16 protein-coding genes and 1 pseudogene are annotated in these 23,125 nt (G+C 35.1%); 14 read left to right on the top strand and 3 right to left on the bottom strand.

Going from position 1 to position 23,125, the window contains the following annotated elements; translation table 11 throughout:
• The first annotated feature begins 28 nt into the window (after positions 1 to 28).
• On the top strand, positions 29 to 3,634 hold the full coding sequence (locus tag EAG08_RS03330) for a choice-of-anchor L domain-containing protein (protein WP_129534216.1): 3,606 nt from the start codon (positions 29 to 31) through the stop codon (positions 3,632 to 3,634).
• A gap of 105 nt (positions 3,635 to 3,739) precedes the next feature.
• On the top strand, positions 3,740 to 6,085 hold the full coding sequence (locus EAG08_RS03325; RefSeq protein ID WP_129534215.1) for a choice-of-anchor L domain-containing protein: 2,346 nt from the start codon (positions 3,740 to 3,742) through the stop codon (positions 6,083 to 6,085).
• An 81-nt stretch (positions 6,086 to 6,166) separates the two neighbouring features.
• On the opposite strand, the gene rsmA is transcribed toward EAG08_RS03325, so the two are convergent.
• Positions 6,167 to 6,937, bottom strand: coding sequence for a 16S rRNA (adenine(1518)-N(6)/adenine(1519)-N(6))-dimethyltransferase RsmA (rsmA, locus tag EAG08_RS03320; RefSeq protein ID WP_129534214.1), 771 nt, complete (start codon positions 6,935 to 6,937; stop codon positions 6,167 to 6,169).
• Positions 6,938 to 7,029: 92 nt separating this feature from the next.
• On the opposite strand from rsmA, the pseudogene EAG08_RS22880 reads away from it, so the two are divergent.
• The 9 genes and pseudogenes from EAG08_RS22880 (at position 7,030) to EAG08_RS03275 (ending at position 13,873) form a co-directional block, all read left to right on the top strand.
• Positions 7,030 to 7,925: pseudogene (locus EAG08_RS22880) on the top strand (cell division protein FtsX).
• A 4-nt stretch (positions 7,926 to 7,929) separates the two neighbouring features.
• Positions 7,930 to 8,229 carry a DUF3098 domain-containing protein gene (locus EAG08_RS03310; protein WP_129534213.1) on the top strand — a complete coding sequence of 100 codons (300 nt, stop codon included), beginning with the start codon at positions 7,930 to 7,932 and terminating at the stop codon, positions 8,227 to 8,229.
• Between the two features lie 112 nt (positions 8,230 to 8,341).
• Complete coding sequence (locus EAG08_RS03305) at positions 8,342 to 9,160, top strand: undecaprenyl-diphosphate phosphatase (protein WP_129534212.1); 819 nt, start codon at positions 8,342 to 8,344, stop codon at positions 9,158 to 9,160.
• Between the two features lie 194 nt (positions 9,161 to 9,354).
• A complete protein-coding gene (gene truB, locus EAG08_RS03300) occupies positions 9,355 to 10,053 on the top strand; it encodes a tRNA pseudouridine(55) synthase TruB (protein ID WP_129534211.1) in 699 nt (232 codons plus the stop codon).
• Positions 10,054 to 10,133: 80 nt separating this feature from the next.
• Positions 10,134 to 10,373 (top strand): hypothetical protein, encoded by a 240-nt coding sequence (locus tag EAG08_RS03295; RefSeq protein ID WP_129534210.1) that lies wholly within the window; start codon positions 10,134 to 10,136, stop codon positions 10,371 to 10,373.
• A gap of 27 nt (positions 10,374 to 10,400) precedes the next feature.
• On the top strand, positions 10,401 to 11,123 hold the full coding sequence (gene rluF, locus EAG08_RS03290; RefSeq protein WP_129534209.1) for a 23S rRNA pseudouridine(2604) synthase RluF: 723 nt from the start codon (positions 10,401 to 10,403) through the stop codon (positions 11,121 to 11,123).
• Positions 11,124 to 11,379: 256 nt separating this feature from the next.
• Positions 11,380 to 12,183 carry a hypothetical protein gene (locus tag EAG08_RS03285; RefSeq protein ID WP_129534208.1) on the top strand — a complete coding sequence of 268 codons (804 nt, stop codon included), beginning with the start codon at positions 11,380 to 11,382 and terminating at the stop codon, positions 12,181 to 12,183.
• Between the two features lie 11 nt (positions 12,184 to 12,194).
• The gene (locus EAG08_RS03280; protein ID WP_129534207.1) at positions 12,195 to 13,037 is read left to right on the top strand and encodes a hypothetical protein; all 843 of its coding nucleotides are present in this window, start codon (positions 12,195 to 12,197) and stop codon (positions 13,035 to 13,037) included.
• 2 nt (positions 13,038 to 13,039) lie between these two features.
• A complete protein-coding gene (locus EAG08_RS03275) occupies positions 13,040 to 13,873 on the top strand; it encodes a hypothetical protein (RefSeq protein WP_129534206.1) in 834 nt (277 codons plus the stop codon).
• Positions 13,874 to 14,097: 224 nt separating this feature from the next.
• On the opposite strand, the gene EAG08_RS03270 is transcribed toward EAG08_RS03275, so the two are convergent.
• Together EAG08_RS03270 and EAG08_RS03265 are read right to left on the bottom strand one after the other, a co-directional pair.
• Entirely contained in the window at positions 14,098 to 15,033 is a 936-nt protein-coding gene (locus EAG08_RS03270) for a hypothetical protein (RefSeq protein ID WP_129534205.1), read from the bottom strand.
• Positions 14,961 to 15,365, bottom strand: a complete 405-nt coding sequence (locus tag EAG08_RS03265; RefSeq protein WP_129534204.1) for a hypothetical protein — start codon at positions 15,363 to 15,365, stop codon at positions 14,961 to 14,963. Before EAG08_RS03265 ends, EAG08_RS03270 begins: the two co-directional genes overlap by 73 nt.
• Positions 15,366 to 15,674: 309 nt before the next feature.
• Here EAG08_RS03265 and rpsA point away from each other — a divergent pair, with 309 nt between their 5' ends.
• The 3 genes from rpsA (at position 15,675) to EAG08_RS03250 (ending at position 23,016) form a co-directional block, all read left to right on the top strand.
• Entirely contained in the window at positions 15,675 to 17,486 is a 1,812-nt protein-coding gene (gene rpsA, locus EAG08_RS03260) for a 30S ribosomal protein S1 (RefSeq protein WP_129534203.1), read from the top strand.
• Between the two features lie 168 nt (positions 17,487 to 17,654).
• Positions 17,655 to 20,255 (top strand): T9SS-dependent M36 family metallopeptidase, encoded by a 2,601-nt coding sequence (locus EAG08_RS03255; protein ID WP_129534202.1) that lies wholly within the window; start codon positions 17,655 to 17,657, stop codon positions 20,253 to 20,255.
• A gap of 142 nt (positions 20,256 to 20,397) precedes the next feature.
• The gene (locus EAG08_RS03250) at positions 20,398 to 23,016 is read left to right on the top strand and encodes a T9SS-dependent M36 family metallopeptidase (RefSeq protein ID WP_129534201.1); all 2,619 of its coding nucleotides are present in this window, start codon (positions 20,398 to 20,400) and stop codon (positions 23,014 to 23,016) included.
• Positions 23,017 to 23,125: the final 109 nt, after the last annotated feature.

Genomic DNA, 23,125 nt, shown 5'->3' with positions numbered 1-23,125 from the left:
ATAGTATTTTTGTTAAAAATAATACAAAATGTTAAATAAAAGTGCAGGAAGTTTATTTTTGGCTTTGTTTTTAGTTCTTATTGGAAATTTTACATTTTCTCAGACTAGAGAAAAAGTTAAAAGTATTCAGAAAGCTTCTTCTCAAACGATGAAAGCTGGTGCTTTTATTGATGTGAATACCGCAAACTATCCAGAATCTTCATATAGCATTACACAACTGGTGAAAGATGTTCTTATCTCTGGTGGTTCTGCATGTTCTACAGCAAATGTAAATGGGGTAGTTGTATCACCAAATTTAGCAACAAGCAATCCAAGTAGAAGCTGGGGGTTTTTCCATAGAGGCACTACCAATTTTCCTTTTGAGAAGGGAATATTACTGACCACAGGTCATGCATCAAAGGCAGGTAACTCTTTTATTTCAGGTCCTCTGGAAGATACACTTCCTATACAAGGTGATCAGGATTTGGCTAATGCACTTGGGATATCAAATGTAAATCTTAATGATGCTAGTTTCATAGAATTTGATTTCATTCCTACTTCCACAGAAGTTTCATTTAGATATTTATTTGCTTCAGAAGAATATCAAGGTAATTTTCCGTGTACTATCAGCGATGCTTTTGCTTTATTGTTAAAAAAAGTGGGCGATCCTACTTATACTAATTTAGCAGTTTTGCCAGGTGGAGCCGGACCTGTAAGCGTAACGAATATTCACCCTGCGGTACAATTTGACAATACAGTTCTTACTTGTGGTGCGATTAATGCATCATATTTTGGAGGATACAATACTACAGCAATTCAAACTAATTTCAGTGGGCGTACAGTACCACTAACTGCAAAGGCTACCGTAATTCCAGGGCAAACATATCATTTTAAAATGGTTATTGCTGATTATCAGGATTTTAGATTTGATTCTGCTGTTTTTTTAGAGGCGGGATCTTTCGATATAGGTGTTCAGATTCTGGGGCCTGGAGGCGTACAACTTCCAGCTTCTATCAATGTTTGTGATAATGCTCCACAGACCTTCACTGCGTCGGTACAGATTCCGGGTGCCACATATCAATGGTTTTTAGGAACTAATGCGATTCCTGGAGCAACCAGTTCTTCGTATACTGCCGTAGCACCAGGCGTTTATTCGGTAGAGGTTACACTTCCCGGAAATTCATGTCCGGGTAAAGCAACGATTACTGTTGTTGGAGGAACTTCACCAACGGTACAAAATGCTACCCTAACAACTTGCTACGCAGCCGGAAATGCAATATTTAATTTAACATCAGCGCAAGCTTCAATTAGTACAACTCCGGGAGCTACATTTTCGTACTATTTGAATCAAGCTGATGCAAACGCTGGAAATGCCAATACAATTGCAGCACCCACCACTTTTTCAAGTGCGGGAGGCCAAACAATTTATGTTTTAGTAAAAAATGGATTTTGCTCAAAGGTTGCAGAGCTGCAACTCGTGAAAGCCCCCGAAATTACCGCAACTATTGCTGCGCCTACGGCATTAACGTGTACAAATACACAAATTACCCTGAATGCTTCTGCTTCTATATATCCTACAACTTCTACATTTGCATGGACGACTACGGGAGGGAACATTGTCTCGGGAGGAACAACATTAAATCCGGTTGTGAATGCTCCGGGAACTTATACATTAACAATTTCAAATACCTTTGCGGGTAATGTCACATGTACCGCTGTTGCCAATGTAACTGTTGTTGGGAATAGTACGCCTCCTACAACTGGGCTCACTGCAAGCAAAATTTCTATCTGCGCCGGTGAAACCATTACTTTAACTGCTTCTGGTGGTGCAACCTATAATTGGGGAGGAGGTTTGCCAGGAAACGGAGCTACTCAAACAGTTTCTCCTACAGCTAATACAACGTATACAGTCACAGCAGTTGGTGCCAACGGATGTGTGTCAACTACTGCTGCAACGCTGACAATACAAGTTTCTCAACCTTTCACGGCTCAGAATGCAAGTCTTTTAAAATGTTATCAGCAAGGAAATATAATATATGATTTAACTTCTGCCCAAGGTCAGATAACTACAGCTACTGGTGTTACTTTTACATATTATGTCAATCAGGCAGATGCAATAGCTGGTAATACAAGTAATATAACAGTGCCTACTGCATTTCCGAGTACAGGAAATCAGACAATTTATGTTTCAGTAAGTAATGGAGGTTGTAAGTATGTTGTTAATTTACAATTATTAACTACTGCGACTACCACATTAACGATTGCTGCACCTCAAACAATCACATGTACTACAGCTCAGGTCACTTTAAATGCTTCAGCATCTGTAATTCCTGCAGGCTCTACTATTGCTTGGACGACTACAGGTGGAAATATCGTATCAGGAGCAACGACTCTGACACCTGTGGTAAATGCTGCTGGAACATATACTTTAACAGTAACAAATAATACACAACCTGCCAACTTAACATGTACTTTTACTTCGACAGTTACTGTGGTAGAAGATAAAGTTCTACCGATTGCAAATTTAGCTTCAACTTTTCAACAAATTTGTCCGGGAGAATCGGTTACTTTAACGGCTTCGGGTGGTGCAACTTATAACTGGGGTAATGGTCTTCCCGGAAATGGAAATACACAAGTAGTTTCTCCGGCTAACAACACAACATATACTGTATTTGCAGTAGGTGCGAATGGTTGTATTTCTGCTAATCCTGCAGTAATTAATATTGTTGTAGGTCCGCCAACTGCAACATTAGTTGCTTCGAAAATTAAAATTTGTGCGGGTGAATCTGTTACTTTAACTGCAGGCGGAGGATTTACTTACAACTGGATAGGCCTTCCCGGACATGGAAATACACAAATTGTTACTCCTGCTGTTACCACAAGTTATTCAGTATTTGCTTTAGGTGGAAACGGCTGTGTGTCTAACACTCCGGCTACAGTCCAAATCGTGGTTGTACCTGCCATTGTTTCAACATTAAAAGATGTGTATGCATGTGCTGGTGATACCGGGATTTTAGATGCTGGTGCAGGACCTAACTACACGTATCTTTGGAGCACGGGAGCTACTACTCAGACGATCTCTACAAATATTCCTGGATCTTATTCCGTGACAATTGATAACGGAACATGCTCTAGATTGTTTACGGCACAGTTGATTAACCCAGATCTTCCACAATTTACCAATGTAGTATTTGAAAATAATGTACTGACAATATCAGCTACCAATCCTACTGGTGGGACATTAGAGTATTCTATTGACGGAGGTATAACATGGCAACCTTCAAACATCTTTTATAATGTATTAAGTAATACTAATCTTACTCTAATGGTAAAAGTAAAAGATGCAAAATGTGGCAATACATTAAGTTTCTTTACTTTCGTTATGAGCAATGCAATCACTCCGAATAGCGATGGCGTCAATGATTTCATAGACTTTTCGGGGGTAAGCAATTATAAAAACTTTGCGGCATCTATTTTTGACAGATATGGAGCTGAAATATTTAAGGCAGATAAATCAAACGTAATGTGGAATGGTTCCTTAAAAACTATTAATCTTCCTACGGCAACCTATTGGTATAGGGTACAGTGGGAAAACCCTGCAAGTAAAAAACTAGAATTAAGATCCGGATGGATTTTACTTAAAAACAGAAATTAAATAAAATTTAAAGTCTTCCAAGTGGAAGACTTTTTTATGTTAAAAAAATGAGTTATTAATGATGTTTATGTGAAAAAAAACTAAATTTGTTGAAACAAAATTATTATGAAGAGATATCTACTGTTGTTTTCATTATTTATATTAAATTCTAATCATCTTTTTTCACAGGTAAATCAGTCAAGAAAACCTGTCAAAGAAACTCTATCTGCAAATGCAAAAGCAGGTGACTATATAGATGTAAATGTTCCTCCTTATCCTGAAAGTAATTTTACACCTACACAATTGGTTACAGATGTTTTGGTAGGTACATCTGGTTCTTGTGGTACTCCAAATATTTCTAACGTTACAGTAAGTCCTAATCAACCCGTTACCAATAATGACAGGTTTTGGGGTTATTTCAATAAAACTACTTCAACTTTTCCTTTTTTAGAAGGTATTGTTTTAACAACGGGTTATGCAAGAAAGGCTGGTAATGCTTTAGAGAATTTTACTTTAAGTGATGGTAATACTGGAGGAAGTGATCCTGATCTTGCTGCTGCTGTTGGTGTAACAACGCAACTTTCTAACGCTGCAATTTTAGAATTTGATTTTGTACCCACTAGCTCTCAAATGAAGTTTAGATACATTTTTGCATCTGAAGAATATGAAGGAAACTATCCTTGTCCACCATTACAATTTGATGATGCTTTCGCTTTATTGCTGAAGCCTAATACTCCAGGTTCTACCTATACAAATTTAGCAGTTCTACCGGGTGGTGCAGGACCTGTTTCTGTTCCAAATATTCTCCCGGCAAGTTTTGCGTGTGGTCCTGTAAATGGGCAGTATTTTGGGTCATTAGCTCCAAATGCTACGAACTATAACGGTACTACTGCGCCACTTACAGCTGAAGCTACGGTAATCCCAGGACAATCTTATCATATTAAAATGGTTGTTGCTGATGCAAGAGACTCTAGCTTTGGTTCTGCTGTTTTTTTAGAAGCTGGTTCATTTGATATAGGAGTAAGTCTATTAGATCCGGCAGGAGCTCAGTTACCAGCAGAAATCAATGTCTGTGATAATGTACCACAAGTAATTACAGCTTCTACAAGTGGTCCAAATTTACTATATCAATGGTTTTTTAACGGAACTGCAATACCAGGAGCAAACACAAATACAATTACGGCAATACAGCCAGGAAATTATAAAATTGAAGTAAGTGTACCTGGAAATCCTTGTCCGGGATCAGCAACTATAAAAATTAATGGTGGATTTACACCATTAGCTCAAGATGCTACTTTCTTATTGTGTAGCACACCAGACATTACTACATTTGATTTAAATAATGCAAAACCCCTTATAAGCCCTACTCCAAATGCAACGTTCAGATTCTATGTGAATCAGGCTGATGCAGCGGCTCAAAACAATGCTTTTATCACCAATATAGCAAACTATAATGGTGCAGATGGTCAGATTTTATATGTGGTAGTATCAGACGGTGGTTTCTGTAGCAAAACAATAGAGTTGACTTTGCAAAAAGAGGTAACTCCAATCGCAGCTATAACTTCTTCAAGGATTAGAGTTTGCCCGGGAGAAACAGTTACGCTTACAGCTAATGGTGGTGTTACTTATTTGTGGGATAACTTCCCAGGAAACGGAAACACACAAACTGTTACCGTTAATCAAACCACCACATTTACAGTATATGCTTTAGGAGCGAAAGGCTGTAAATCACTATTGCCAGCAAAAATCACTGTAGAGACTGTTGCACCTATTACCACGCCTTTGCTGGATGTTGAAATGTGTGTAGGTGATACTATTCTTTTGGATGCAGGCGCGGGAACTAACTACTCTTATTTATGGAATACTGGTGCAGAAACTCAAACTATTACAGCAACTCAGTTAGGAGTCTATACAGTAAAAATCAATAATGGAATTTGTGAGGAATTATTTACAGTGAAAGTTCACGGTGCAGCTTCGCCATTCTTTACGAATTTAAGCTATGATAACGGGACATTAACAGCAATTGCAACAAACCCTTCAATCAACAACGTATTTGGAACTTTAGAGTATTCTGTTGACGGAATCAACTGGCAAGAGTCAAATGTATTTACAAATCTTACAGATAATACGACGTACAATGTTCAGGTAAGAATTAAAGGGACAACTTGCTATGGTGCAGTTGAGTTCTTTACACTTGAAATTAATAATGTAATTACTCCAAATCAGGATGGTGTGAATGATGTTTTAGATCTTAGTAATCTAAGAGATTTCAATAATTTCACAGGATCAATTTATGACAGATATGGCGTAGAAATATTCAAATTCTCAAAAGAAAGACCAATCTGGGACGGAACTATATCTGGTAAAAGATTGCCGACAGCAACTTATTGGTACAAATTCAATTTCGAATACAAGAAGTCGAAAGTACAAATGAATAGAGCCGGATGGATTATGTTGAAAAACAGAGAATAATCTTAAGTTAAATATAATAAAATAGCCTTTCAAATTTTGAAAGGCTATTTTATTTTTGATGCACGAAAACGTTCTAAGTTTTTACATATTCTCTTTCCAGAGTTGTGTAAAATGAATAAAATCTTCTACACTTAATTCTTCAGCTCTTTTGTCCATAAATTCATGAGTTTTTAATGCTTCAGGAATGTTCATAACTTTCCATGAGTTAGATAGCTTTTTTCTTCTTTGCCCAAAGCCTGCTTTCACAATTTGTTTAAAAAGAACTTCATTTCCTACAAGACCTTCTTTCGGGTTTCTGGTTAGTCTGATAACTCCGGATTTTACTTTTGGCGGCGGATTGAATACATTTTCGTGAACCGTAAAAAGATACTTTACATCATAATAAGCCTGTACTAAAACAGATAAAATTCCATAATCTTTCGTCCTAGGAACTGCTGCAGTTCTTTCGGCAACTTCTTTCTGGAACATACCAACCATTTCCGGAACTATTTGATAATAGTCAATAATTTTAAATAAAATCTGTGACGAAATATTATACGGGAAATTACCAATAATGGCAATTTGCTCCTCATTGATAAAATTAAAATCTTGCTTCAGGAAATCTCCTACAAAAGTTTCTTCAGTAGCTTTAGCATAGTTTTTTTTAAGATAATCAATAGATTCAGTATCAATTTCTGCCAGATAAATGGTTTGGTCTTTTTCAAGAAGATATTTTGTCAGCACACCCATTCCCGGGCCTATTTCCATGACGTTGTCGTAGTTTTCGTAGCTTAAGCCTTCTACAATATTTTTTGCGATGTTTTCATCAGTCAAAAAGTGTTGACCCAGATGTTTTTTTGCTCTTACACTCAAAGTTTATTTATGATTTCGTTAACAATGATTTTCTCTTATTCGTTCCAAATTTCGGTAGAATTTTTCTATTTTAGCCAAAAATTTTAATATTAATGGCGAAATCTGTAGAAGAGTTTAATAAGAAAAGGCTTCGGTCTAGCAATATTACTGTAGTAATAAGTATTGCCTTAGTGTTATTTTTATTAGGATTAATGGGTTTAATTCTAATCAATGCACAGAAATATTCCGACTATCTTAAAGAGCAACTAGTTGTAAATGCGTACTTTGACGAGAATTACGACGATAAAGATTCTGCCAAAATAGCAAAACAGGAAGCTGTTGCCGTAGAAGTTATCAAAGGAATGGAATCGGTAAAACGTACGAAATATATTTCTAAAAAAATGGCTACAGCTGAAGCCAAAAAAAGTCTAGGGATAGATACAGAAGCACTTTTTGATGAAGATATTTATCCGGCTTCTGTGGAAGTAGCCTTAAAACCGGAGTATACAGATTCAACTAAAATTGGAGCAGTTCTTACGCAAATCAAATCGGTTCCCGGAATTATCGACGTAAAAAATGATTCAGATTCTCAAAAATATACGATAAATTAAATAAAATTCTAAAGTGGATTTTAGCGTTTTGTGTACTGTTTTTAGTTCTTGCTATTGTTTTAATTAATAACTCAATCAGACTGAAAGTATTCTCAAAAAGATTTATTATCAAAACCATGCAGTTGGTAGGTGCCAAAAGACGATTTATTTTAACACCTTTCATCAAAGAAGCATTAATTCTTGGTTTATTGGGTGCGGTATTGGCATTGATTGCATTATCAGGACTTTGGTATTACTTTACAACTACTATAAAAACTCCTTTCGTACAAGATACCAACCAATATTTCTGGTTAGTTCTTTTGATATTTGGAGTTGGTATTTTCATCACAATATTAAGTACAATCGTTGCAACATGGAGGTTCTTGAGATCAAATGTTGACGACTTATATTACTCTTAAAAAAATGGGCAAAAAAACGCATAAATTTTCCGCATCAGATTTTGGAACGGAAACAGAAGTTTCAAAAGAGCAAACATTCTACTTCGGAAAGGAAAATTACAAATGGATGCTGATTGGTTTAGCTTGCATCGTTGTCGGATTTCTTTTAATGATGGGGCCAGACGCCAACACCGTTGACGGAAAACTAGACCCGAATGTATGGAACGACGATATCTTTTCAATCAGAAGAATCAGAATTGCACCTTTACTCATCGTGATCGGTTTTGTAATCGAAATATATGCAATCTTGAAAAGAAAGAAATAAAAAATCTGGTAAAAAGATTTAATTACAAAAGTCGGTTGCATTGCAATTGACTTTTTGTATAAATTAAAAACGCTAAAAACCAATATTAATCATTACCAATTACCCATAAATTATGGATTTAATCAAGGCAATCATCATTGCGATTGTAGAAGGACTTACAGAATATTTACCCATTTCATCAACAGCTCACATGGGTTTTGCTGCCAACCTGATGGGTTTAGAAGAAACAGAATTTTTAAAAATGTTTCAGGTTTCCATACAGTTTGGGGCAATTTTATCAGTTGTGGTAGCTTACTGGAAAAAGTTTTTTGACCTGAAAAACCTTCAGTTTTATTTCAAGTTAGGGTTTGCTGTAATTCCGGCTTTGGTTTTAGGATATATCTTTGATGATAAAATTGAGGCAGTTTTGGGAAATCAGATTGCCATTTCTTCAGTTTTGGTTTTGGGAGGTGTTGTTCTGTTATTTGCGGACAAATGGTTTAAGAATCCTGTCATTCACGACGAGAAAGAATTATCTATAAAAAAAGCAGTGATCATTGGCTTTTGGCAATGTTTGGCAATGATGCCGGGAACGAGTAGAAGTGCGGCTTCAATCATCGGTGGGATGACACAGGGTTTGACAAGAAAAGCTGCAGCAGAATTTTCATTTTTCCTTGCTGTACCAACGATGTTGGCGGTTACGGTTTATTCGGTTTTTGTAAAAACATGGGGTAAAGAAACAGCAAATCCGATGAAAGGTTACGAGATGATTTTTTCATCACAAGATCACATCATGATTTTCATTGTCGGGAATATTGTAGCATTCATTGTTGCACTAATCGCAATCAAAGCATTTATCGGAGTATTAAATAAGTATGGTTTCAAGCCTTGGGGCTGGTACAGAATTATTGTGGGAATTGCTTTGCTGGTTTATTTCTATTGGTTCAAATAAGATTATTCATTAATAATTGCTGATTTTTGGGGCAGCTATTTCCGCCTTCCACTCCCGCTTTTTTGCCTCCGCTTCGCTCTGGCAAAAAGAGCTCCGTTCAAGTCGGGCTGCGAGAGATTCATCGCAAAAAAAACTGAACTAATTTGCTAACTAATCAACTGTAAACTGTATAACTTTCAACTCAACAACTAAAAATGACAGCAGAACAGCTTCTCGAAGGACATATCTTTCTTTTAGACAAACCTCTGGATTGGACTTCTTTTCAGGCAGTCAATAAAATGAAATACAAACTCAAAAGCGAGTTTGGTCTTCCTAAAAAATTTAAAATCGGTCATGCAGGAACTTTAGATCCGAGAGCAACAGGTCTTTTGATTGTTTGTACGGGTAAATTCACCAAAAAAATCCCTGAGATACAAGATGCTCCGAAAGAATACTGGACGGAGATTAAAATCGGAGTTCAGACAGAATCTTACGACACCGAAAAACCTGAGATTCTTCAACAAGATATTGCTCATATTACAGAAGAGAATGTAAAAGAAGCTTTAAGAAAATTTTTAGGCGAAATTGAACAGAAGCCACCCATTTTTTCAGCAATTAAAATTGATGGAAAAAGAGCTTATGACATGGCAAGAGCAGGGCAGGAGGTTGAAATGAAATCAAGAAAAACAACCATTACTTATATAAAAGATGTGGAAATCAATTTTCCGCTGGCGAGCTTTACGGTAGGCTGTTCAAAAGGAACATACATCAGAAGTTTAGCGCACGATATTGGTCAGGAATTAAGAGTTGGAGCTTATTTAACCCAATTAAGAAGAACGAAAATCGGTGATTACAACGTTGAAGATGCTACAAGTGATTTTTTAGAAAATGATTACAGATTTGAAAACTTATGATGAGAAATTTATTTTTAGTATCATTCTTAATGATTTCTCTACAGTTATTTTCACAAGTAAATCTTACAAAAAAAACAAAAATGGATTTCTATTTTAATTCAAATCTAAATGTCGGTTATAATTTAGGAAACAGAATTAAAGAAAATCAAAATAAAGATTCTTACGGTTATCAACAGAATGTTGCACCTTTTCTGCCTAATGATTTTACTTACGGAATCTCGGCAATAGGAGGTTGCAATTTTCTTCCTAACTTTGCAATCTCCAACACGAGTGCTGTATTTATAGGAATCAGTTATGGAATTACTATTTTTAGTAATTAAAAATTATACAATAGAAGGAATAGACTAATGGAAAAGACACGTATCAATAAATATCTTTCGGAAGTAGGTTTCTGCTCAAGAAGAGCGGCAGATAAACTTTTGGAAGAAGGAAGAATAAAAATCAACGGTAAAGTTCCTGAACTAGGAACTAAGGTTTCTGATGAAGATGTAGTAGAAGTTGACGGGAAACCCATTCGTGAAAGTGAGGAAAGTCCAATTTATATAGCTTTCAACAAACCCGTTGGAATCGTTTGTACTACAGATACAAAGCGTGAAATTGATAATATCATTGAATACATCAACCATCCGAAAAGAATTTTTCCCATCGGAAGATTAGATAAACCAAGTGAGGGTTTAATTTTACTGACAAACGACGGCGACATCGTCAATAAAATTCTGAGAGGAAAAAACAACCACGAAAAAGAATATTTAGTAAGAGTTGACAAACCTCTAAACTCAAAGTTTCTCGAAAAAATGCGAAATGGAGTCCCAATCTTGGATACCGTTACCAAAAAGTGTGAAGTTGAGAGAATTGATGATATGACTTTCCGAATTGTTTTGACGCAAGGTCTTAACAGACAGATCAGAAGAATGTGTGAATTTCTAGGCTATGAGGTGAAAAAACTGAAGCGTATCAGAATTATGAATATAAAATTAGATATACCTTTGGGTAAATGGAGAGATTTAACTGCAGATGAGTTATCAGAACTGAATTTGATGCTTGATGGCTCCACAAAAACCTTCGATTAATTAGATATTATTTTTTATGATTTATATCAGAAATGAAAATTGAAAGGCTTTTAAAATTCTAATAAAAGTGACTTTTAATTGATATTATCACTTGTCAATGAGTAATAGATTAATGTTTTTAATTTCATTATATAAATATTTGTAACCGTAAACCGTTATTTTTTAATGTTTTAACTTTTTTTTCAAATTATTGTTTTATATTTGTCTAAGATAATCGTCAGATTATTTAATAGAAACACTTATATAAACTACTGTGATGAAAAAAAACCTCTACCTAATAGCGGCATCTTGTCTGCTATTTTCTTTCAAAACACTCGCTCAAGTAGGGATAGGAACGACTACCATTGAGAATGATTTACTTCTAAAAATCTCTTCATCTAACAAAGGAATATTGATTCCTAATCTTTCAATACCTAATCTAAGTTTAGCGTCGCCTGTTACAAATCCTGCCCTAGGACTGCTTGCTTACAATAATGCAACCGGAAAAAAAGGCTTTAATTTTTGGGATGGTGCAAAATGGAATGAGTTAGTAGATACAAGTAATGTTTATTCTGTTTTGGGTCTATCAATCTCTTACAGTACATCCAATTCTTCTTCTGTAGATCTTACTACATTATCCGGTGCGCTCAATTATGTAGAGGATTCTGTTCCGGGAACTGTGTGGACATTTGTTCCTGGTCTTTCAAAAACAATAGACATTACGCAAGCAAATAATAATATTTTTGTTGTTACAGAAGGCATGGTGCAAGCAAACAATAGTTCTGTAAACGCTGCCAATACATATACATATGCCATAGGCATTTTTGTAGACGGAAAATTGATGGGAGTAAGAAACTATTCTGCCAACTATGGTCGTTCTAATCAATATGATTTCTTCTCAATTAATACACTTTTCAAAAATTTGAGCGTGGGAAGCCATGATATTAGAACATACGTTACGATGAGGGTAAATAACAACTCTAGTACTACATCTTGGAGATTTGGTGGAGCTACATCAGCTTCAGTAAACGCTGATATGTCTAAAATCAATATGTTTATTAAGCTAACAGAAAAATCATAAATACACAAGCAATGAAAAAATTAGTTGTGAATTTCCTTCTATTATTTTTAGGGGTAAATGTTTTTGCTCAAAATGGATCGGTAGGGATTGGAACTTCTGCTCCCAACAATTCTGCAATATTGGATTTAGTATCTACAAATAAAGGACTTATGATTCCAAAGGTTTCGCTTAATCAAAATAATATTTCTGACTATAGTTTTATGGTTTCGCAACCAACGGTATCTTTGCTTGTTTATAATACCAATGCAAGTTTTCCGGGAGGAAAGGGTTTGTATTATTGGGAAGGAACTAAGTGGGTTTTTTATTTTAATTCTGCGAACATCAATTTGTTGCTGGGAATTACAAAATATTATTCTAAAATCTATAATACAGGTGTTTCAACCAATAACTATCCTTCTGATGCTGTTTCGGTTTCAAAATTTGTAAACGGAACTGTACTTTCATCACCCTGGGTAGAAATTACAGATCCTGCACCATTTACTTTTACAATTGAAAGACCAGAGAATAATGCGGTGATAACGTTTACCGGAATGCTTCAGCTTAATAATGTTTCGTCAAGCAGCGCAAGTGTTACCTACGGTCTGGGGATATTTGTGGACGATCAACTTATCTCTTCAAAATCTGCTTCTATGAATGTAGATAACACATGCGCTTTTCAAGAGTTTACTATAACTGGTCTTATTGACGATCTTTCTGTAGGAACTCACAGTATCAGGTTGGCAGTGATGAATAGGTCTAGTACCACCACTACAACAATGTATTACGGGCAAAAAGGAGCAAGCTGCTCAAATATCTCTAATGATGAAGCCAAAGTAAGTGCAATTGTACTAGTTAACCAACCTTTACCTTATTAATTATGAAAAATATATTTAAAATATTTGTTTTGTTAATTATTCCCAATCTGTCTTTTTCACAAGTTGTGATGACAGATAGAACAACACCAATATTAGATGCTACAGCAGCATTAAAATTAGATTCTGATAAAAAAGGAGTTTTACTACCAAGAATTCCGTTGACTTCAAATGTGGATATTGCTACAATTTCTTCACCTCAAAACGGAAATATTGTTTTTAATACCAATCCTACAACGAGCTTACCTCAAACCCTTGCTTATTTTGATGACAATAAATGGAATGCACTTTTTACGAAAGAGCAGATTCAGTCACAGTTAGATTTGGTCAATACAAGTTCTATCTCTTCAGCAGGAGGTATTAGTGTGACAGGTTTTACACCTGGAGCAATCACTTTAGGTACTGGGATAGCCAACTGGACCTCGCTGGGAATCACAGATTCTAAAACCTTCACCAGAGCCAATAATTCTTTTGCTTTTACGTTAGAAGGCATGGCACAGATAGATAGATCTGTAGGTGAATATTTTCAATATGCAATCGGTATTTTTGTAGATGATCAACTAGTGGTGGTACGAAAATATCACAAGCAAAGAGAAGATTTTACCTGTTCTTGGCATAAGTTTGTTTTGAATGGCGTAGTCAATAATCTTTCGATAGGAAGTCATACAATAAAAGTGATGGCAAGGAATATAGCTTCTACAACTAATAGTCCCACGCAAAAGATTATCTATGGTGGCATTGCAAATAGTTCAAACTCAGGAAATCCTCCATGTGATAATATGAGTAATTTCTTGTCTAGAATCTCCCTAAGTACAACCATTGTAGAATCGTTAGACTAAAAAAAAGTGATTTTTATCATGATATGTGTTTTTAGTTACGGATGTGCTTTATGCCATCCGTTTTATTTTTTACCATATTACTTGTTTGGCATTCTTTTAATCAGACACAATAACTATTGTTATTGACTATGTTGAATCTTTGATTTCCAAGGGAATGTAGACTCATTTTGTAGAAATTGAATTGTAAAATTATTATCTAAATTAAAAAGAATGTTATCTGTCATCTACTTTGGCAACCTGCTCAACATCTCTTTCCCCCTTAATAAAGTGATTGGGTAGGCTTCATCGGAATTGGAAATAGATTTTTCGTAAAAATATTTGGCTTTATCAGTATCTCCCTGAGTAAAATTGATAAAACCCGATATTTCGTACATGAAATTACGTAGCTTGAGATCTTTTTCTTCTTTGGCGGATAGATATTTTAAAAGGTTTTCAGCCGAAGTCAGACGGGTATCTTTGTATGGTTTGATGTCATATCCGTTGGGCTTGCTGAACCAATAATCCCACATGGCGCCATTATTGTGCTCGTTCCATGAATATTTTATCAGCTGTAAAGCTACTTCTAGAAGAGCAGGGTCTAGGTTTTTATTTTTGGGATCCGATTTTTCGCTTTCTGCAATATATCGGTCGACTGTAGTTTCTATTCCTTTATTCATCATTTCCTGAAAAATAGATTCTTTAAGATATAAAGAATGATTCTTAGAGAAATGTTCATAGGCAAATGAAGCAGGAAAATGATCAGCCAGATTTTCAATATGGTAGCCCTTTTTGAGTTCGGATTTTAAGTCAATTTTATATACTGTATTGTAGTCGTGAAAAAGATAGACGTAGATAATTCCCTTTTTAAGGTCGCAGATGGTAGAATATAAAGTATTCAATTCTCCTTCCTGGTGGGTTTTATCTAAAATGGTTTTTAAAAACCCAATATTGTTTTCCTTGGAAGCAGCAAGCATTTCATTGGCTATGTCAGGTCGTCTGCATGAGAGTTTTCCATTGATCATATTGCAGTTTGAATTCACTTGGAAGTCACCTTTCTTTTCTATGATTCCTCCGGGAGTAATCACAATAGAATTTCCTTCTTTGTCAGCTAATAAAGCTTTGGCAGATATTGCATAATCATATTTTTCAATAGAACCATAGCTTCTTTTACATTTTTGCATTTTCCTAATATTTCCCACATCAGATCCCCTTTGTAAGGATTTTTTAGGTTCAGTTTACTCAAATCGTAATTGGCTGCTGCAAAATCATAGAATAGTCCGTATTCGTTCATTGCTGCGGCGGACTGCATATCCGGAGCTCCGAAGCTAATGGATCCGTATCGGTCCTTAGTGGCAGGATTATACCAGATTCTTGTAAAAGGAGTCATGTCATCTTCATTAGCCGCAACGAATGTTTCTCCACCTCTTGAACAGGAAAATATAGTGCAGGCTTTTACCGGATTCATACCAGCTGAAATTATGGTGATAAAAATTAAAAGGAAATGTTTATACATTATGTAGTTTTTATAAATATTGATGTTTTGATTACAAAAAAATGATTTTGTTAAAGTTTTTTTTGAAAATTTTATTTTTATTTAAAACTCAATTAATGCAGGGCAATGAAGGTTATCAAAAATTTATATATTTTCGAATGGGAAGGAAAGAAAATCATTGTTACTATTAAAAAAATCGTACTTTTGCACTCACTTTTGTGAACGTACTTTCGGCGAAGTAAAACATTAGCAATTAACAACTTCCATATTTTTCAGGATTCACAGCAAAGCCGAGGTCTGTAAGAATTGGAATACAAATTTTATTAGAAAATGTCAAAAGAGACAAATTCAGCAGAGGTTATTCTTAACCAAAACGTAGCACCAGAACAATTTGACTGGGATTCTTTCGAATCTGGTCTTGATGCAGATGCTAGAAAAGAAAAAAGCGATCTTGAAGAAATCTATAACGGATCTCTTAGCAGCTTAAATGATAACGACGTTATCACTGGTAAAGTTGTAAGATTGACTGACAAAGAAGCTATCGTAGACATCGATTTCAAATCTGAAGGTGTTATTTCTCTTAACGAATTCCGTTACAACCCGGGCCTTAAAGTAGGTGATGATGTTGAAGTAATGGTAGACAGAAGAGAAGACAAAACTGGTCAATTACAATTATCTCACAGAAAAGCTAGAACGCTTAAAGCTTGGGATAGAGTAAACGAACTTCACGAAACTGGAGAAATCGTTAACGGTTTTGTAAAATCTAGAACTAAAGGAGGTATGATCGTTGACGTACACGGTATCGAAGCATTCTTACCAGGTTCTCAAATCGACGTTAAGCCAATTAAAGATTACGATCAGTTCGTAGGTAAAACTATGGAGTTCAAAGTTGTGAAAATCAACCCTGAGTTCAAAAACGTAGTTGTATCTCACAAAGCATTGATCGAAGCAGATATCGAAGGTCAGAAAAAAGAAATCATCGCACAACTTGAAAAAGGTCAGGTTCTTGAAGGTACTGTTAAGAATATTACTTCTTACGGTGTATTCGTAGATCTTGGTGGTGTAGACGGATTGATCCACATTACAGACCTTTCTTGGTCTAGAGTGAACCATCCATCTGAAATCTTAGAAGACGGACAAACTGTGAAAGTGGTTATCCTTGACTTTGATGACGAGAAAACTAGAATCCAATTGGGTATGAAGCAATTAGAAGCTCATCCTTGGGATGCTCTTTCTGCTGACATGAAAGTTGGTGATAAAGTAAAAGGAAAAGTAGTAGTTCTTGCAGACTATGGTGCATTCGTAGAGATCGCTCCAGGTGTAGAAGGATTAATTCACGTTTCTGAAATGTCTTGGTCTACTCATTTGAGAAGCGCAGGAGATTTCGTAAAAGTAGGTGACGAAGTGGAAGCTGAAGTACTTACTTTAGATAGAGAAGACAGAAAAATCTCTCTAGGTATGAAACAATTATCTAAAGATCCTTGGGAAAATATCGAAGCTAAATATCCAGTGAGCTCTGAGCATGTTGGAACTGTAAGAAACTTTACAAACTTCGGTGTATTCGTAGAATTGGAAGAAGGTATCGACGGATTAATCTATATCTCAGACCTTTCTTGGACTAAGAAAATCAAGCATCCATCAGAATTCTGTGCAGTAGGTGACAAATTGAATGTTGTAGTTCTTGAACTAGACATCCAGGCTAGAAGATTATCTCTAGGTCACAAGCAATTGACAGAAAACCCATGGGATAAATTTGAAACTAAATATGCTGAAGGAACTGTACACGCTGGTAAAGCTGTAGAAGTACACGATAAAGGTGCTTCTGTACAATTCGAAGATGCTGAAGTAGAAGCTTTCTGCCCTTCAAGATTATTAGAGAAAGAAGATGGATCTAAAATCAAAAAAGGTGAAGATGCTCAATTCAAAGTAATCGAATTCAACAAAGAATTCAAAAGAGTAGTAGTTTCTCACACAGGTATCTTCAGAGACGAAGAGAAAAAGAATGCAAGAGAAGCATCTAACAACAGATCTAATAACAACAGTAACACTTCATCTTCTTCTTCTAACAACGAAGAAAGATCAACTTTAGGTGATATTGATGTATTAGCTGAATTGAAAAGAAAAATGGAAGGAGGTAAATAATCTTAAATCATTTTTATAAATATGAAGCCACTCGTAAGAGTGGCTTTTTTGTTTACTATTTAGATAAAATCTTTCGAAATTATCTTTTTAATTAATTTTATGAATAATTCAAAAATACTTGCTTTTTGTTGTTTTTATAATTGTACATTTGCGCCTTTAAAAGTGAAAATGAAAAAAGTAATTCTACCTCTTGTGATTGCAGTTTTTGCAATCATATCTTCAAAATCATTTGCTCAATCAAATGAAACTTTAATTAAAAACTATATTTCTCAAAATAAATTAAGAGATTATAAAAAATCGGATTTAAACCAGTTTATTATTGAAAATGTAGATTCTTCAAAATCATTAAATGGTGAAATAGTAAAGACGCAACAGACATATAAAGGATTTCCAATTTATGCTTCAGCTGGAACTGTCTTAATTAAGGATAATAAGGTTACCTATTATTCTGATAATTTTATAAAGGATTATACTGCTGTTTCGTCAAATAATATTGGAATTACAAAAGAAACTGCATTACAGAAGATTGCTGCAGATTTAGGAAATGATGCTATTTCAAATTTACAGATAATAGCATTCTTTGAAAATGGTGCTAATAAAATGACAGCGGCAAAGCAACGTCTTGTATATGCAGCTGATGAAAATAAAAATCTAAGATTAGCTTATGAATATTTTTTCAATGAGCCTAAAACAATCAATCACTGGAATATTTTAGTAGATGCTAATACCGGGGAAATCTTAAACAAACTTAATTTAAATCTTTCATGTAATTTTCATGATGAAGCTTATGCGCATGGTGAAAATATAATGGTCTCGTTGCCACAATTTGAAGTTATTGATAATAACAAGGGTTTCACTCCCTTTTTGTTACCTGATAATGCTTCCTATAACGTTTTTGCACTACCCATAGAAGCACCAACTTTCGGTGTCAGATCTATTATAAGTAATCCATGGATTCTTGCGTCATCACCTGAAGGGTGGCATTCTAATGGAGTAACACATTATACAAGTACAAGAGGAAATAATGTATATGCTTATGATGATAAAGACGGCAATGAAAGCACATACGGAACATCGCCAGATGGTGGTGTAGCAAGAAATTTTGATTTTCCTTACAGCTCCACCGCTTTAACATATAATAATCTATCAGCTGCAACTACAAACTTATTTTACATAAGTAATATGGTGCATGATATTTTTTATAAATTCGGATTTACAGAATCTGCCAGAAATTTCCAAAGCAATAATTTTGGCAATGGTGGGCTTAATGATGATGAGGTTTTTGCCCAGTCGCAAGATGGGAGTGGTTTTAATAATGCAAATTTTGCTAGTCCCCCAGATGAATATAATCCAGTCATGCAAATGTATTTATGGTTGGCATCAAATCGTAAAATGTTCTATAGGGCACCATCTGATGCGGTATCTCGAGTAGTTAATGCAGGTTTGGCACAATTTGGACCTACTTTAAATGATGTTGGGGCTACAGGTGATGTTAAATTAGCCACAGTAATAGATGGATGTACGGCTTTACCAGCAGGTGAAATGACAGGGAAGATAGGATTGATTGAAAGAGGTGGAGGAACCGCATGTAATTTTGCTTTTAAGGTTAAAAATGCACAGAATGCAGGAGCTGTAGGGGTAATCATTTATAATAATACTGCAAATGGATCTACCATTGGATTAATGGGAGGTACAGATAACACAATCACTATACCTTCAATATTAATAACCAATGCTGAAGGGGAATTTATTAAAACAAAGCTTACTGCAAATATTCCTGTCAATGTAGACTTAAGAGTGGATACGAAATATGATGGAAGTTTTGATAATGGTATCGTAACTCACGAATATGGTCATGGAATTTCAAATAGATTAACCGGAACAGGATATAATTGTTTAAATTCATCTGCGGATAAAGAACAAATGGGTGAAGGATGGTCAGACTTTTTTGCTTTGATGTTAACAAATAAACCAGGTGATAATGCTTCTGTAGCAAGAGGTATGGGAACTTATCCTATTGGTCAAGCAACAACAGGCGGAGGTCTTAGACCTGCAAAATATTCAAACAATTTTGCCGTAAATAATTATACATATGGTGATACCAATGGAATGGAATATAATAATGGTACTGCAATAGTACCTGATGTGCACTCAATTGGGTTTGTATGGGCTACAATGCTTTGGGATCTTCATTGGGATTATGTTGCAAAATATGGTTATGCATCTAATGTAGCTTCTAATACAACGAACGGAAGTTCAAGAGTTTTACAATTGGTAACAGATGCACTAAAACTACAGATTTGTAACCCATCATTTGTTGAAGGCAGAGATGCTATTTTGGCTGCAGAGTTAGCCACCACTCAAGGGGCAGACAGATGTATGATTTGGAGAGCATTTGCAAAAAGAGGTTTAGGTTTGAATGCTTCTGCTGGATTGAAAAATAATATTAATGACCAGGAAGAAAACTTTTCACTTCCTGCTGATTGTGTATTAGGAACAGATGAGGTAACATCAGTTAAAGACAATACAATCTCAATTTATCCAAACCCTGCAAAAAACGAATTCTTTATCAACTTCCCAAAAAATACTTTGGGTAAAGTAAATGTTGAGATCTTCGATATGTCAGGAAAGTTAGTATCTACAGAAAGTAAAATTTCGCCCGATGCTAAAAAAGCAATTCCTACAGATAAATTAATCAAAGGAACTTATATTGTAAAAGTAAAAGGCTTAGGAATTGATACTACTTCAAAAGTTATCATCAATAAATAAATTGAAATTTTAAAATTCAATAATATTTAGACTATCTCACTTTCGGGATAGTCTTTTTCGTTTTTGCTATTTGTTCCATGAATATTTTAGTTATGATTTCGTAAAATGTTCATATTTTTATAAAGTATTAACAACTAAAATCATGGATTGTAATTTTACTCACAATATAAATACAAAAAGCATTCAAATTCTTTTGGTGCTCTTTATTTTAATTCCTTTTTTTGTCTTCTCTCAACAACAGAAAAGGTTGATTACAGATTATATTCTTACAAATCAAATTAAAGATTTTAAAAAATCAGATTTAATAGATTTTGAAATCGATAATGTAGATCAATCTCAATCTTTAAACGGAGAAATTGTAAAATTTCACCAAAAATTTAAAGGCTTACCCGTTTACAATGCTGTAGGAACAGTTTTAATTAAAAACGATAAAGTTGCCTATTTTTCAGATTCATTTTTAAAAAATTACAATACTTCAACATCAAATATTGCAACTTTAAATAAAGAAAAAGCACTTGAAAGAATTGCGGCAATTTTAGATAAAAAAGATGTGGCAAAATTTCAAATTATTGAAAATTCTGAACCTGAACCGGCACATAGAAATTTCGCAAAGCAAAGTCTGACGTTCGTAGATGTTGATAATAATTTAAAATTGGTTTATCAGTTTTATCTGCGTGAACCAAAATCTCAAAACACTTGGAATATTTTAGTTGATGCCAACACAGGAGAAATTTTAAACAAAGAAAATCTTACCTTATCATGTAATTTTCATACTGGAGCATATGGTCATGATCATTCTAATGAAATTTTTTCTGAATCTTTAAATAAAACATCTATATCTTCAAATTTACTGGCGCCCGATAATGCATCTTACAATATTTTCCCTCTTCCAGTGGAAGCACCTACTTTTGGAAATAGATTAGTCGTTAATAATCCATGGATTCTGGCATCATCTCCCGAAGGATGGCATTCAACGGGAAATACAAATTATACAATAACTAGAGGTAACAATGTTTACGCTTATGAAGATACGGCAGATAAAGACGAGCCGGGATACTCTCCCGATGGCAGTGCAAGCAGGAGTTTTAATTTTCCTTTTTCAATAAACGGAACACCCTCATTCAATCGAAATTCAGCGATTACCAATCTTTTTTATATCAACAATAGAGTTCACGATATTTTTTATCAATTCGGATTTACAGAATCGGCCAGAAATTTCCAACAAAATAATTTTGGAAAAGGCGGAGCAGGAAATGATTACGTTTTAGCGGAATCTCAGGATGGAGGCGGTTTAAATAATGCCAATTTCACCACACCTTCCGACGGAAGCAGACCTGTCATGCAGATGTATCTTTGGTCGACAGTGAATAGATATTTTTTCTATAATGCTCCGGCATCGGCAATTCCTCGAATTCCTCAGGCAAATCCGGCACAGTTTGGCCCGCAACTCAATGGAATTGGTGTTACGGGTGATATTTCTTTAGCTTCAAATATAAATGGGTGTTCTGCATTGCCAGCAGGATCTTTAGCGGGAAAAATAGGACTTATAGAAAGAGGCGGAACCGCAAATTGTACATTTGCTGTAAAAGTTAAAAATGCTCAGAATGCAGGAGCCATTGCTGCAATCATTTATAATAATGCTGCTGCAGTTAATTTTCCGTCTTCAATGGGCGGAACAGATGCTACGATAACGATACCTTCAGTTTTGATTACGAATGATGAAGGTGAGTATATTAAAACCCAATTAAGCAATTCAGTAACAGTAAATATCACTTTAAAAAGTGATCCTGCAACTGCTCTTACGCCCGACGGAAGTTTCGATAACGGAATAATTACCCACGAGTACGGTCACGGAATTTCAAACAGACTTACAGGAAACGGATTCACATGTCTTCTAAAATCTCAAAGCAAAGAGCAAATGGGTGAAGGCTGGTCAGATTTTTTTGCATTAATGCTTACCAACAGACTTGGTGATAATGCGAATGTTCCGAGAAGTATAGGATCTTATGCAAGCGGACAATCAACGAATGGTACTGGATTCCGGCCTGCAAAATATTCACCGGATTTTTCAATTAATGATTATACATACGGAGATACAAACGGAATGGAAATTGAGGAAGATTCTGAAATTGTTCCCGACGTTCACAGGATCGGATTTGTATGGGCAACAATGCTGTGGGATTTACATTGGCAATATGCTGCAAAGTATGGATATTCTTCTGATGTAACTTCTAATAAGAACAGCGGAAGTGCGAGAGTTCTGCAACTGGTAACCGATGCTTTAAAACTTCAAACTTGTAATCCAACATTTATTGATGGACGAAATGCTATTTTATCTGCTGAAATGCTTACCACAAAAGGTGAAGACCGATGCATGATTTGGAAAACTTTTGCCAAAAGAGGTTTAGGTTTAAATGCTTTGGCCGGAAACAAAATGAATATTAGTGATCAGGTGGAAGATTTTTCAATTCCTAAAGATTGTACTGACGGCAACTCAAATATTGCAATCGACAGAAGTTTAGTAAGAATCTATCCAAATCCTGCAAAAGAAGAATTTTTTATTTACTTAAAAGATCATACCATCGGGAATGTTCATGTTCAGATCTACGATATGTCAGGAAAATTGGTGTTGTCAGAAAACAGATCTTCTCCTGATTCAAGAATTCAGATTTCAACAAGAGACTTTGAAAGTGGAGTCTATGTCGTAAAATTGCAAGGCATAGGAATTGACATCAGTTCAAAAATAATTATCAAAAAATAACAATAAAAGTCAATCAATACTATCAACTCAGAATTTCTGGGGTGGTTTTATTTAATATTGAAACTTCTCCAAACAAATTTTTATGTTGTACCTTTGCCGGCTGTAATAA

It is taken from the genome of Chryseobacterium sp. 3008163 (genome assembly GCF_003669035.1).
Classification (GTDB): Bacteria; Bacteroidota; Bacteroidia; order Flavobacteriales; family Weeksellaceae; genus Chryseobacterium.
This window is presented reverse-complemented; position numbering and strand designations above follow the sequence as displayed.